Raw genomic sequence first — 13,531 nt, forward strand, 5'->3', positions numbered from 1 at the left:
CGCGGACCGGGCATGCGCAACGATGCAGTGATGCGGTGTGACGCGGCGCGTGAAGCGCTTTCGGCTCGACTGGACGGCGAACGTCCCCAAGCGCTCGCGCAGCAGGTTGACGCGCATCTCGAATCGTGCCGCCGTTGCCGTTCGTGGCTGATCGGCGCCGCGGTGCAGACCCGCCGGATGGCCTCGGTCGAGCCCGGCGACGGACCGGACCTGGTGGCGAAGATCATGGCGAGCATCGGCGAGGAATCGTCGGGACGCCAGCGCCGGATGCGTTGGCTGCGTGCGCACTACCGGCGGTGGGGCCTGATCGCTGTCGGTTTGTTCCAGGTGGCGATTGCCGCCGCGCAGATCAGCGGGATCGATTTCGGCATGGTGTCGGCTCACATGCACGGCGCGATGTCGGGTGAGCACCTGATGCACGAGTCCACCGCCTGGTTGCTGGCGTTGGGTTTGGCGATGGTCGCCGCCGGCGTGTGGCCCGTCACCGCGATTGGGGTGGCGGCGATTACGGGCGTCTACTCGGTTGCGCTGCTCGGTTACGTGATCGTGGATGCGTTCGCGGGCGAGGTGACGGCGACGCGTATCGCCAGTCACATGCCCTTGCTGTTGGGCCTCGCGTTCGCGTTGCTGGTGGCGCGGGAGCGGGTGCGATCCGACCGATCGGGCGCCTCCGACGCGACGGACGACGCCGGTTGGCGACCGGAGGCTCCTGCGGGCCGACGACGCGCCCACCTGTGGCCCATCAACCGGTCCGCCGCCGACCCCGCCACAGCCGCTACGACAGGCCGTCGTAGACTCAGTGAGCCCGCGAAACAAAGGTGGTTCGCCATGATCGCGTCAAGCGATGACGAGGCCGTTACCGAACTCGCGTTGGCCGCCGCGCGTGGAAGTGATCGTGCGCTCGAGGCATTCATCAAAGCCACCCAGCAAGACGTGTGGCGGTTCGTCACGTATCTGTCGGATGCGGGCAGCGCCGACGACCTGACACAGGAGACCTTCCTGCGGGCGATCGGCGCCATCGAGCGGTTCTCCGGGCGTTCGAGCGCCCGGACCTGGCTGCTCGCGATCGCGCGCCGCGTCGTCGCGGACCACATCCGCCACGTCCAGTCACGGCCGCGCGCCGCGCTGGGCGCCGACCCGGAGCACGTGCTGCGGGGCGACCGGCACGCCCGCGGATTCGAGGACCTGGTCGAGGTCACCACAATGATCGCCAGTCTCACCGCCGAGCAACGGGAAGCCCTGTTGCTCACCCAGTTGTTGGGGCTGCCCTACGCCGACGCCGCGGCGGTTTGCGGGTGCCCGGTGGGCACCATCCGATCCCGCGTCGCACGCGCCCGCGACGCGCTGCTGGCCGCCGACGCCGAGCGCGACGACCTGACCGGCTAGCCCAAACCCGTCACCCAGTCGGTGGCCTGCTCGACGCTGCCCACCACCGCCACGCCGGCCGGTAGCGGTGGCCGCGCCACCATCACCACCGGAATGCCCTGTGCCGCAGCCGCATCCAACTTCGCACGGGTCATGTCCCCACCGCTGTTCTTGGTGACCAACGCGTCGATGCGGTGTTCTCGCAACAGCGCCAGCTCGCCGTCGTAACGATACGGGCCCCGGGACAACACCAGCTGGTGTCGGCGCGGCAGGGACGACGGCTCGGGTTCGGTCACCGCGCGAATGAGAAACCACGCGTCGCTGTCCGCGAAGGCCTTGGTTCCCGAGCGTCCGGTAGTGAGAAACACCCGCGAAAACGATTGTCGCGCGACGGCTTCCGCGGCCTGGCGATCCGATTCGACCACGATCGCCGAGCCCGGGTCCCAGGCCGGACGAGCCAGCACCAGGTGCGGCATCTTCAGCTCAGCGCAGACGGCGGCGGCGTGCGCCGTCATCGTCGCCGCGAACGGGTGGGTCGCATCGATCACCGCGTCGATGCGTTCGTCGAGGAGCCAGCGCCGCAGTCCGTCAGGGCCGCCGAAGCCGCCGATGCGTACCGGGCCGACCGGCAGCGCGGGGTCGGGCACCCGGCCCGCCAGCGAGCTGACGACGTCGATGCGCGGATGCAGGGCCTTGGCCAGCGCGCGACCTTCGGCCGTGCCGCCGAGCAGCAGCACGCGCATCAGTGCCTGCTCCCCCGCGTGCGCCCGGTCGAATACAGGTAGCTGTCAGTGAATCCCTCGGCGGCCAGCACGTCGCCGACGACGATCACCGCCGTCTTGGTGACGCCGGCCCCGTGCGTCTGTTCGGCGATGTCGGCGAGCGTGCCGCGCAGCACCGCCTGCTGCGGCCAGCTCGCGAATGCCACTACAGCACAGGGGGTTTCGAGTCGGTAGCCGGCCCCGAGAAGCTGCGGCACGATGGCATCGATCTGGGCCGCGGCCAAATGCAAGACCAGTGTGCCGCCGGATCGGGCGAGGGTGGCGAGGTCTTCACCGGGCGGCATGGCCGTCGACAAGGTGGCGACCCGGGTCAGGGTCACGGTCTGCGCGACGCCGGGAACGGTGAGCTCGCGCTTGAGCGCGGCCGCTGCCGCGGCGAAAGACGGTACGCCGGGCACGATTTCGTAAGCGATCCCCAGCGCATCGAGCCGTCGGCATTGCTCGGCCAGCGCGCTGTAGATGGACGGGTCGCCGGAATGCAGCCGTGCCACGTCGTGGCCGGCGGCGTCGGCGTCGGCGATCTCGGCAACGATCTGCTCCAGCGTCAGCGGTCCGGTATCAACGACTTTCGCCCCGGGCGGGCACGCCGCCAACAGGTCGTCGGGCATGATCGAGCCCGCGTACAGACACACCGGGCAGGACTCGAGGAGCCGCTGGCCGCGGACGGTGATCAGGTCGGCCGCACCCGGGCCCGCGCCGATGAAATACACCGTCATTTGGTCATCGCCCACTGGGTGACAGGCATCTGGGGACGCCAGCCGGTGAAGCCGCCCAGCGGCTCGCCCCGATAGTGTTGGAAGCGGTGCAGGTGTCCCCCGAGTCGCGAATACGCCTGCGCCAGAGCCGCTTCAGATTCGGCGGTGACCGCGTTGGCGACCAGGCGGCCGCCCGTCGGCAGGTTGTCGAGGCAGGCGTCGAGCAGCCCCGGCTGGGTGAGGCCGCCACCGATGAAGATCGCCGACGGTGGGTCCAGCCCGTCGAATGCCGCCGGGGCGTCGCCACGCACATCGATGCCGGCACCGAAATGGGCGGCGTTGAACTCGATGTTGTCGCGGCGTTTTTCGTCCCGCTCGAATGCGACCGCGGTGCAGCCGCGCCAGCTCAGGCACCACTCGACGCTGATGCTGCCAGAGCCCGCGCCGACGTCCCAGAGCCGCTCGCCGGGGCGCGGGGCCAGCGCCGCCAGTGTCACCGCGCGGATCCCGTGCTTGGTGATCTGCCCGTCGTGCGCGAACGCGTCGTCGGGCAGCGGCGACAGGCGTTCGTCGGGCAGGTAGCGGATGGCGATCACGTTGAGGTCGTCGATGTCCGATGGCGCGCAATCGGCCCATTCGTGCGCGGTGCCGTTCCGGCGGTGTTCGGTTGGGCCACCCAGGTTTTCGAGGACGGTCAGGACCGAGCTGCCGCGGCCATGCGCGTCGAGTAGCACGGCGACCTCGCTGGGGGTGGCGCCGCTCTTCGACAGCACGATCGCCTGGCCGCCGCGGCGTATCGCGGTGTGCGTCGGCGCGGTGACCAGGCTGATCACCTCCGTGTCGTGGGCGTTCCAGCCCATTCGCGCGCACGCCAGTGTCACCGAGGACACGTGCGGGAGCACGCGCACCTGATCGGGGCCGTGCAGCCGGATCAGCGTCCCCCCGATGCCGTGCAGTAGTGGATCGCCGCTGGCCACCACGTGGATGTCTTCGGCGTGATCGTCGAGCAACGACCGCAGCGCGGGCAGCATCGGCGAGGGCCACTGCCGCCGGGGCGCCGTAACGGTGTCGTCGAGCAGGTCGAGTTGCCGTTTCGATCCGTAAATTATTGTGGCCTTGCGCAATTCGTGACGCGACGACTCCGCGAGCCCCGCCATGCCGTCGGCGCCGATCCCGACAACGATTATCATCGCGGCATCCTGCGCCATAAGAACTGCGGCACCACCCGCATTACGGCCGAGGCGGGACCCAGCGCCCACGGGATCCACACGGAGCGGCGGCCTTTGGCCAGCGCCCGCGCGGTCGCCGCGGCCACCTGCGCCGCGGTGCTGGACAACGGCGCCGGCTCCATGCCCTCCGTCATGCGCCCTACCACGAACCCGGGCCGGGCGATCAGCAGTCGGATCCCGGTGCCGTGCAGCGCGTCGGCCAAGCCGCTGGCGAACCCGTCGAGACCTGCCTTCGCCGAGCCGTAGACATAGTTGGCGCGGCGCACCCGCGCGCCGGCGATCGAGGAGAACACCACCAGTTGGCCTTTACCGGCTTCGCGCATCGCGCCCGTCAGATGGGTGAGCATGCTGACCTGGGCGACGTAATCGGTGTGCACGATGGCCACCGCGTGCGCGGCGTCGGTCTCGGCGCGGGCCTGGTCGCCCAGGATTCCGAAGGCCAGCACCGCCGTGGCGATGGGCCCGTGCTCCGCGACGACCGAGGCGACCAGCGGGCCGTGCGACTCCAGGTCGTCGGCGTCGAACTCCGTGGTGTGCACCGCCGTCGCGCCGGCCGCTTGGAGGGTGGCGACCTCCTCGTCGAGGTGGTCGGCCTTGCGCGCGGCGAGCACCACCGTCGCCCCCGGCGCCAGCAGCCGCGCCAGCTCGACGCCGATCTCGCTGCGGCCACCCAGGATTAGTACTGGGCCCGCGCCCGTGTCGCCCACGGCTGCGATTATTACCTGCGCTAGCGTGGGCGGTGATGGCGAATACCACTACGCGGCTCACGGACGATGCGCTGGCGTTTCTGTCCGAACGGCATCTGGCCATGCTGACCACGCTGCGAGCCGACAATTCACCGCATGTCGTGGCGGTGGGATTCACCTTCGACCCCAAGACGCACATCGCCCGGGTCATCACCACCGGCGGCTCGCAGAAGGCGGTGAACGCCGACCGCGGCGGGGTGGCGGTGCTCAGTCAGGTCGACGGCGCGCGGTGGTTGTCGCTGGAGGGCCGATCGAAGGTCAACACCGACGTGGATGCCGTCCGCGACGCGGAGTTGCGGTACGCCCAGCGCTACCGCACCCCGCGCCCGAACCCGCGCCGGGTGGTCATCGAGGTGCGGGTCGAGCGGGTGCTGGGTTCGTCGGGCTTGCTGGACCGCGGCGAGGATTAACGTCGGTCTCTTCTACACCGGGGTTCCTCGGTTGCTGCCAGGCTTCTGCAAGAGAAGGTCATCGTGCTCTCGCCTACGGCACGCTTCTATGAACTCGATTGCAGCGTCCCTATCGTGGAGCAGATGATGATATTCGTCGGGCGTGAGCTCGTAATATTCTTCATAATCCACGATGCCGTTACTTACCGGCAATGACGCATAGTATTTGCCCGACATCGACTCCACGCCGAGCGAATACCTATCGTCTCGAGAGAAATAGGTGTCGTCAAACCTCATCTCATCTCTTTCTCGTCGAAGATATTCGTCACAGTATAGTCACCGGGCGGTATTTCTCCACCATCTACCACAGCCTCTGAGGCGCCATCTGGGAGAACACCTCCGGGAATCCAATTTTCATTTGCGCCCGCCTCGTTGCCTGAGGGCATCCGCAAGTGGAACTCACCCGGTTCTGCGATATCGATCCGAACGATTTCGTTAGAGTCAAGAAATCCCTCAGGCAAGCCGAGCTCTTTCTCCATGACCCGCGGGTTTCCTGTCGACGCCTTGAGCATTGCGTCAGCTTCATCTTTCGGCATGACGAATGATGTCCCATCCAACTGCGCGATGCCATATTTCTCAAGATTACGTGCTGGCATAAAACGGGTAGCACCATCGCTGAATTTTTGGAGATGGTTCTCGATGTAGTCTGGTGACAAGTATTCGGACGGGTCGGGCCGAGTGCCTTTCGGCATCGCGATGATCTCACTCCGCTTTTCTGCACTCAATCCGTCAGAAGCAGTGTCTTCGTTGCTCGCATTTTGCTCGCGATCGTTGTTCCCATCCGACGTACCGTCCCGGTGATCACCCGGCTTTCCGTCATCGAGCCCATCGGGCTTCCCGTCGTGCGGCGGCTTTTCATGCGCATGCTCGCCTGCAGGCAGACCGTCATTAGGCCAATGCCCTCCGCCATTTGCTGGCATCTCGGTCGAGTGGCCGCTCGGAGACTCGAAATGCGGCGCGGCGGCCGGCGGCGCGGCTGAAGGCGCTGACGGCGCTGGTTGGGGAAAATGTGGCGCAGCGGGTGCCGGTCCAACGCGAGGGCTCGCGGGCGATACCGGAAGAGTCGGCGAATGCTCAAACGACCGCGGCGCGGCAGATGTCATGCGATCGCCCACCGCGGTCCCGGCGTGCGCGGCCGCAACAGGAGCCGAAACCGGCTCGCGTGGACCCCCACCCGGAGCCGGCTCGTGTGGACCGCCCACCGGTTCGGGCGTGGGGCGCTCGCCGGGACCGCGGGGTGATTCGGGAGGAACGGCCGCCGGATCTGCCGGGCCGTGGGGCTGAACCGGCGGGTGGGGCACGGATTCGACCGGAGCCTCGGGCAACTTTCCTGCCGGCAGACCCATCGCGCTCCCACCGGGAAGCGGATCTCCTTTCGGCAGATCTTCGCCGAGATTCTGAAGACCCTTCGTGAGATCGACGCCGTTCGTCGCGATATCAGCGAGCGTGCCGCCAACGCCGTTCAATTCGCCGGCCGCGCCCGCCGCACCTTGGGCCGCCGCCTCGACGTCGGTAACTTCCTCGGTCGCTTCGGCGCCACCCGCCGCGGCCTCCGCACCTTTCGAACCGGCCTTGACTGCGCCGCCTCCGAGCGCGAATGTGGCGCCGTCGAAGATGAACTCCCCCACCGCCAGTCCAGGCCGGCCGGAGGTCAAGTCGGCCCAGTGGGTGAAACCCTTCAGGATTCCCAAGTCGTTCTTTGCGGCGCCCTCCGGGTCGAAAAGCGCATACGCGGGAATAGATTTCAACGCACTCTGATCCAGTGCCGCCCAACTGGCCGCAGCGCCTTTGGAATCGAAGGCGAACCGGGTCGGGTCGAGCTGGTCTTGAAGTTGCGCGATACCGACGGTGGACCTGAAGATGCCCTCACCGGCATCGGCGGTGAAATCGAAGTCATCCGCCACGAACTTGCCCACCGTGTTGCCCAGAAATTCGACCAGCTGCCCGCGCACGTAGGTCTTCAGCTCGCCGACCAAACCGTCGATGATCTGCATCCCCGTTTTGATGACGTGTTCGCGGGCCTGCGCTTCCCGCTTCATGTTGTCCAGGACGTCGTTGATGTCTCGCACGATCTTCTCGAGCTCGTCGGCCGCATCGCCTTCGAAGATCAACATCACGTCGTGGGCAAGATTGGTCAGGCCCGCCAGACGGCCCAACAGATCCCGAATCTTGTTCTGCGCGTTCTCCACAACGTTCGCGAACTCATCGACTGCCTTGGCCAGGTCGTCGCACCGACCGGCCAACTTGTCCAGCTTGCTGCCCAGTTCGGACAAGACCTGCTGCACCAACGGAGCTTCGGGGACCTGCTGTTCCGCGACCACCGACTTCGGACCGTTAAGCCCGTGCCCCACCGCACGAAGTGCGTCACCGAAACCCCGCCAACAGCCGGCAGCCGCGTGCATTCCGAGCCCGTTGCCGTTAGGCCAGACGTCGTCGACCAACGCCTCTACCACCGCCCACAGCAGCGGTTGAGCGACCCCGGCCCCTACGGTCCCGGGGCGGCCCGGGGCCGGGAAGTCCTGCGGTTGCGCGGGCGCGGGCAGCACGTGGCCGCTCCCGCGGACATTGGACGCCGCCTCGGCCCGCGAGTAATTGGACGCGCACAGTTGCACCTTCGCGCCGACATATCTGCAGGCGAAGATGCCGGCCGCCGCCCCGTTCAGCAGCGACTGGGCCGCATTCTGGTACCCCAACCCGAACATCAACCCGGCAGCGTCCTGGCCGCTGTTGATGCCGAAGCCGGCGGTAAGCGGGCCCAATGCCGCGGCGAGCCCCTCGCCTACGGCGCCGATGCCCGTACCGGCGACGAACATCGCCTCGGGATCGACCACCAACGGAGCCACGCGCAAAATCTTGGTCGAGACCGCGCGCAGGCGCTATTCACCCAATGCTGGCTTTGAAACGCTAGCGAGCCTCACCGAAAAGCCACAACTCATCCATTAACAGCTCGCGCGGCCAGCGTGATCCGGTGCCGTCCCGCCGATACGGCCAGCGTCGGTTCGGCCGGCTCACCGTCGAGTTGGACGCCCATCCCGGCGGGCAACCCACTCAGCGTGATGCGCGCGGCGGTGTCGGTGGCGACCGCGATCGTCGACTTCGGCAACGCCGCCAGCCCGGCCCGCTGGGCATCCACGGTAATCGCGGCGACGCCGGTGAGCCGCAGCGTGAGATACGGCAACGGACCAACGGGCGGGCCGACCCGCCAGTCCAATTCGCTGTACACCCCCGGGGTCGGGTCGAAGTTCAGGAGGAATCCGCGACGATGCCGCACGGTGTGCGTCAAATCGGGGCGCGCATACGAGCGTGCGTCGACTTCCGCGATCGCCCCGCGCCGCGCCGTCACCGCAGGGTCCGCGGTCAGGCCAGACAACCACCACACCCGATGCGGCCCGATGCCCAGGTCGTCACGAACCAGTTGCGGATGCCACGCAAACGTGATGTGTCCCGGATCGGCTTGCCGCAAGCCGGTTTCCATGTGCGCGATCGGGTCTTCGAACTTGTCCTGCAACACCCAAGCGAGGTGATCCTCGAACGGATACACCGTGAAGCGGTGCCGGTAGCCCAGCCGGTCGAGTTCGAGCACCTGCTCGGCGGCCGACGCGAACGGCACCAGCTCGTCGACCATTCCGTGCGCGATGACGTACGGCAACCAACGGGCGTTCACCAGTAGCTTCCAGGTATCGCCCTCGCGGGCACAGGGCGATTGCGGGTCGAGGTCGGCCGGGATGTCGATGTCGGGCAGCAGCCGCACCCCGCACGTCGGCGGCCCCGCCAGCACGACGGCTTGCGAAAACACCTGCGGGTAGGTCAATCCCAACTTGTAGGCCGCATATCCGCCCATCGAGTAGCCCGAAACCACGGTGCGGTTGGGATCGGTGCCCAGCTGCTCGGCGACGCGCGCCCACACTTCCCAGACGTCGAGCTCTCCGGTATCGAAGTACCACGTCGACGGGCCCCGGGCCAGCGGCGTGACCACGACGGAGTCCCGGCCCTCGCACACTTGGTGCAGCAGGTTCGGGTCGATCGCGGCGAACTGGCTCTGCCCCAACGCAAGCGAGTGCAACAGCAGAGTCAACGGCAAGGGCTGGCCCGGCTTGAAACTCGAGGGCAGACACACCGAATACGGCTGCACCCGACCGAGGAATTGCGGCTTGGTGCTCAAGATATCGTCGGCGGCCACACCCTGGCCCAGCTCGACCGAGGACACATACCACCGAGTCGACGGGCCGGTGATCATTGGCTCGGACTCGGTCTCGCCGGCCGCCAGCCGATCCCACTGCACCGTCACGGCGAACTTCGAGACGTCGCCGGCGGTCAAGGCGCCGGCCTGCGCGGCGTCCGACCAGAAGTTCAGGTGCGGCGGCTCTTGCTCGTTGGTGCGAAACGCCACGTTGTAAACGTTCGGTTGCCCGGGCAGCGCGCCATGCTCGACGGGCACGTCGGCGAACCCATCGCCCGCCGCGTTCGAGAGCCCTGCCGCGAGCCGCACCGTCCACGTGCCGTGCGGCTCGAGCAGGGTCCGGGGCACTTGCGCCAGAAACGTTCGCGATTCCATGTCGACGGTGTGCTGCACTGGCGTCGTGGCCCGGGTGGTCAGGTCGATCAGCGCGGCGCCACTACCCGAAACCAGCAGGGCCATGTCGATGCCGGCCGAGCGCACCCCGGCCCCGGCGGGCCACTGCTCCGGCGCGGCGCGAGTGGGGTCGGTGTCGAGGGTGAACAGCGCGATGGGGACCGACGCGTCCAGCAAGGTGTTCCAGTCGACCCGCCACCAGGTGTCGGTGGCGGTGAGCCCGATCGCGACGCGGAAGATGTCGGCGCCGTTGCGGGCCGCCGGGCCGTCGGGATAGATGTAGGTGCCGCGGGGCGGCGCCTGCACCTTCAGGTCACCGATCGGCAGGCCGGTCGCGCCGTGGTCGTCGTACAGGAAGTCGGTCCAAAACAGCGCACCGCCGGCCAGGCGGCCGACGCCACAGGTACGCGGAAAGTCTTCCCCGAATGGCCATCCCGACGGCACCGGTAGTCGCGGCTCTGGGCGCAGCGCCGCCGGCGGCGCCCCCTCGGGCATGCCGTCGACCACGACAAGCTCAGCCGGTGGTGCGGGTGCCGTCGCGGCCGGATGGACCAACGTGTCGGCGATGTGGCGTGCGATGCGGATCGGCAGGAGAGTCAAATCCAGAAGTGACATCAAGCCCCAACGTACGCGCCGGTGGGCCTCGACTGCTACGGCACGGGCACCACGATCAGCTCGTGCGGCCGGTTGTTGACCGCCAGCGCGCCGTCCTCGGTCACGACGACGATGTCCTCGATGCGCGCGCCCCACTGGCCCGGGAAGTAGATCCCCGGCTCGATGGAGAAGGCCATGCCGGTGGCCAGCGGCAGGTCGTTGCCCGCGACGATGTAGGGCTCCTCGTGCACCGAGAGTCCGATGCCGTGTCCGGTGCGGTGTACGAAAACGTCCGCAAGCCCCGCCTCGGCCAGCACCTCGCGGGCGGCGGCATCGACCCGTTCGGCCGTGACTCCAGGACGGACGGCGTCGACGGCCGCGCGCTGCGCCCGCTGTAACACGGAATACTGCTGCGCCACTTCGGGTTTCGGTTCGCCGATGCTGTAGGTGCGCGTCGAGTCGGAGTGATATCCGGGCTCGTAGGCGCCGCCGATATCGACGACGACGATGTCACCGACTTGCAGTTCGCGGTCCGAGTAGCCGTGATGCGGGTCGGCGCTGTGCGGGCCGGAGCCGACAATGATGAACGCCACCTCCGAATGTCCTTCGGCCACAATCGCTTCCGCGATATCGGCGGCTACGTCGGCCTCGGTCCGCCCGGGAACCAGAAACTCCGGCACTCGGGCGTGCACGCGATCGATGGCCGCACCGGCCTTGCGCAGCGCATCGATCTCGCATTCCTCCTTGGCCATCCGCAGCCCGCGCATCACGTCGGTCGCCAGCACCGGCAGCACGCCCAGCGCATCGGCGAGTGGCAGCAGGTGCAACGCCGGCATGGAGTCGGTGACGGCGGTCGCGGCCGGGCCGGCGCCGAACGCCGAACCCACCAACCGATAGGGGTCTTCGCCGTCGACCCAATCCCGCACCGCGAGCCCCAATTCCGCAATGGCCGACTCCTTGAGCGAGGCCAGCTCCAGTCGCGGCACCACCACCGACGGGTCTCCGGAGGCGGGCACCACCAGCGCGGTGAACCGCTCGAGCGTCTGGGCGCGCGACCCGACGAGATAGCGCAGGTCGTAGCCGGGGGTGATCACCAGCCCGGCCAGTCCCGCCTCGGCGGTCGCGGCCGCCGCGGCGGCCAGCCGTCGGGCATACACGCCGGCATCGAATCGGTGAGACTCCATGGCAGCCAGGCTAACCGCTGGGCCGAGCGTCGAGTCGTTGCGGCGATTCCCGCTTTGCGATGACGACAAGTCGACGCTCGGCGCCGTGAGACGATAACCGGCATGCCTTCGCCGCGCTCGCGATCGCCGCTACTGCTGCTCGACGGGGCCAGCATGTGGTTCCGGTCCTACTTCGGGGTGCCGTCGTCGATCACCGCCCCCGATGGCCGGCCCGTCAACGCCGTACGCGGATTCATCGATTCGATGGCGGTCGTGATCACCAAGCAACGCCCCGCCCGGCTGGTGGTCTGCCTGGACCTGGACTGGCGCCCGCAATTCCGGGTGGACCTCGTCCCGTCGTATAAGGCCCATCGGGTGGCGGAGGAAGAGCCCGAGGGCGAACCCGACGTCGAAGAGGTCCCCGACGACCTAACCCCGCAAATCGACATGATCATGGAACTGCTGGACGCCTTCGGCATCCCGACGGCGGGCGCCGAAGGGTTCGAGGCCGACGATGTGCTGGGCACGCTGGCCGCCCGCGAACGCCGCGACCCCGTGGTGGTGGTCAGCGGAGACCGCGACCTGCTGCAGGTGGTCTCCGACGAGCCGGTCCCCGTCCGGGTGCTCTATCTGGGCCGCGGCCTGACCAAGGCCACCCTGTTCGGACCGGCGGAAGTCGCCGAACACTACGGCGTGCCAAAACACCGGGCCGGGCCGGCCTACGCCGAATTCGCCCTGATGCGGGGCGATCCGTCCGACGGCCTGCCGGGCGTGCCGGGCGTCGGGGAGAAGACGGCGGCGACCCTGCTGGCCCAACACGGGTCGCTGGAAGAGATCCTCGCGGCCGCCCGCGACCCGAAATCGAAGATGGCCAAGGGCCTGCGCTCGAAACTGCTGGGGGCGACCGACTACATCGAGGCCGCCGGGAAGGTGGTGCGTGTCGCCACCGACGCGCCCGTCAGCCTGTCGACCCCGACCGACGCGCTGCCGCTGGCGGCCGACGACCCGGGCCGCACCGCCAAGTTGGCGACCAAACTGGGCGTCGGGTCCTCGATAGCCCGGCTGCAGAAAGCGCTCGACGCGCTGCCCGGGTGACCGGCTACTGCGGCCGGCCGACCTCGTAGGTGCCCTTGTTGTCCTGGAAGGTCACCGTCACGTGCTTGGCGGCGCCGTCGATGCTGACGTCGCAGTCAAAAGTGGCGCCCTTCTTGACGGTGGGGTTCTGGCCGTGGTTGCACTTGACGTCTTTGACGTTCTTGGCGCCGTAGCCGTTCGTCTCGTCGGACAGGACTTGCTGGACCCCGGCCTGCGCCTTGTTGACATCCAGCTTGGTGGTGACGAAGAACCCCGGCTGCCAGAAGCCGAGCACCAGCACGACCGCGATGAGCAGGAAGGCGATCGCCCCGCCCACGCCGGCGATCAGCCCGACCGAGCGCCTTTTCGCCGGTTGCTGGTCATAGGGCGAGTACTGCTGCGGGTACTGGCCGGGCTGGCCGTACTGACCGGGCTGGCCATACTGCCCCGGCTGCCCGTACTGGCCCGGCTGCGCGTACTGGCCGGGCTGACCGTACTGACCCGGCTGGCCATACTGCCCCGGCTGCCCGTACTGGCCCGGCTGCGCGTACTGCTGAGGCTGCCCGTAGCCGGGCTGCTGCGGGTATTGCTGCGGGTAAGCCTGTTCGGCCGGCTGCTGGTACTGCGGGTACTCGGCGGGCGGCGTGTACGCCGGAGCCTGCCAGGTGGCCTCCTGGCCCGGCTGCTGCTGCCACGGCGAACCGACCTGGGTCGGTTCGGAGGACTGATCGCTACCTTGGCCGGGCGGTTGCCACTGCTGGTCCGGTCCCTGCGGTCCGCTCATCGTCTCTCCTCAGCCCCTTGTGTCTCGGCACGAACTATCGGCGTCGTGATGTGTTGGATCTACGGTAGCTTCGGCTC

Annotated in this window: 12 protein-coding genes and 1 pseudogene; 4 read left to right on the forward strand and 9 right to left on the reverse strand. The window is 68.2% G+C overall.

Features of this window, described 5'->3' with window-relative positions:
- Positions 1-30: 30 nt before the first annotated feature.
- Both A5730_RS25115 and sigC read left to right on the forward strand, forming a co-directional pair.
- A pseudogene (locus tag A5730_RS25115) lies at positions 31-648 on the forward strand (DUF2275 domain-containing protein); the annotation flags it as partial.
- A 180-nt stretch (positions 649-828) separates the two neighbouring features.
- The gene (gene sigC / locus A5730_RS25120) at positions 829-1,386 is read left to right on the forward strand and encodes an RNA polymerase sigma factor SigC (RefSeq protein ID WP_231633729.1); all 558 of its coding nucleotides are present in this window, start codon (positions 829-831) and stop codon (positions 1,384-1,386) included.
- Here sigC and A5730_RS07910 read toward each other — a convergent pair.
- Genes A5730_RS07910 through A5730_RS07925 form a run of 4 tightly spaced genes read right to left on the reverse strand, consistent with a single transcriptional unit; the run spans position 1,383 to position 4,778 of the window.
- Complete coding sequence (locus A5730_RS07910; protein WP_197506210.1) at positions 1,383-2,111, reverse strand: cobalt-precorrin-6A reductase; 729 nt, start codon at positions 2,109-2,111, stop codon at positions 1,383-1,385. The two genes, sigC and A5730_RS07910, sit on opposite strands and share 4 nt — an antisense overlap.
- On the reverse strand, positions 2,108-2,863 hold the full coding sequence (gene cobM, locus A5730_RS07915; protein ID WP_067897939.1) for a precorrin-4 C(11)-methyltransferase: 756 nt from the start codon (positions 2,861-2,863) through the stop codon (positions 2,108-2,110). Before cobM ends, A5730_RS07910 begins: the two co-directional genes overlap by 4 nt.
- Positions 2,860-4,032 (reverse strand): bifunctional cobalt-precorrin-7 (C(5))-methyltransferase/cobalt-precorrin-6B (C(15))-methyltransferase, encoded by a 1,173-nt coding sequence (locus A5730_RS07920; RefSeq protein WP_067898009.1) that lies wholly within the window; start codon positions 4,030-4,032, stop codon positions 2,860-2,862. The genes cobM and A5730_RS07920 overlap by 4 nt, the downstream gene beginning before the upstream one ends.
- Positions 4,029-4,778, reverse strand: a complete 750-nt coding sequence (locus tag A5730_RS07925; RefSeq protein ID WP_067897942.1) for an SDR family NAD(P)-dependent oxidoreductase — start codon at positions 4,776-4,778, stop codon at positions 4,029-4,031. Before A5730_RS07925 ends, A5730_RS07920 begins: the two co-directional genes overlap by 4 nt.
- Positions 4,779-4,813: 35 nt before the next feature.
- On the opposite strand from A5730_RS07925, the gene A5730_RS07930 reads away from it, so the two are divergent.
- On the forward strand, positions 4,814-5,227 hold the full coding sequence (locus A5730_RS07930) for a F420-dependent biliverdin reductase (RefSeq protein ID WP_055399415.1): 414 nt from the start codon (positions 4,814-4,816) through the stop codon (positions 5,225-5,227).
- Between the two features lie 12 nt (positions 5,228-5,239).
- On the opposite strand, the gene A5730_RS07935 is transcribed toward A5730_RS07930, so the two are convergent.
- From A5730_RS07935 to A5730_RS07950, 4 genes are all read right to left on the reverse strand, one after another.
- Complete coding sequence (locus A5730_RS07935) at positions 5,240-5,503, reverse strand: hypothetical protein (RefSeq protein ID WP_067897945.1); 264 nt, start codon at positions 5,501-5,503, stop codon at positions 5,240-5,242.
- Positions 5,500-8,109, reverse strand: coding sequence for a hypothetical protein (locus A5730_RS07940; protein ID WP_067897949.1), 2,610 nt, complete (start codon positions 8,107-8,109; stop codon positions 5,500-5,502). Before A5730_RS07940 ends, A5730_RS07935 begins: the two co-directional genes overlap by 4 nt.
- An 89-nt stretch (positions 8,110-8,198) precedes the next feature.
- A complete protein-coding gene (locus A5730_RS07945) occupies positions 8,199-10,454 on the reverse strand; it encodes a prolyl oligopeptidase family serine peptidase (RefSeq protein ID WP_067897952.1) in 2,256 nt (751 codons plus the stop codon).
- A 35-nt stretch (positions 10,455-10,489) separates the two neighbouring features.
- A complete protein-coding gene (locus tag A5730_RS07950) occupies positions 10,490-11,617 on the reverse strand; it encodes a Xaa-Pro peptidase family protein (protein ID WP_067897955.1) in 1,128 nt (375 codons plus the stop codon).
- A 102-nt stretch (positions 11,618-11,719) separates the two neighbouring features.
- Between A5730_RS07950 and A5730_RS07955 the strand changes: the two genes are divergently transcribed.
- Positions 11,720-12,691 (forward strand): 5'-3' exonuclease, encoded by a 972-nt coding sequence (locus A5730_RS07955; protein ID WP_067897958.1) that lies wholly within the window; start codon positions 11,720-11,722, stop codon positions 12,689-12,691.
- Between the two features lie 4 nt (positions 12,692-12,695).
- Here the strand turns inward: A5730_RS07955 and A5730_RS07960 are convergent, their stop codons facing one another.
- Entirely contained in the window at positions 12,696-13,454 is a 759-nt protein-coding gene (locus A5730_RS07960; protein ID WP_067897962.1) for a DUF4333 domain-containing protein, read from the reverse strand.
- Between the last annotated feature and the right edge of the window lie 77 nt (positions 13,455-13,531).

Source organism: Mycobacterium sp. ACS4054, from assembly GCF_001667275.1.
In the GTDB taxonomy this organism is placed as follows: domain Bacteria; phylum Actinomycetota; class Actinomycetes; order Mycobacteriales; family Mycobacteriaceae; genus Mycobacterium.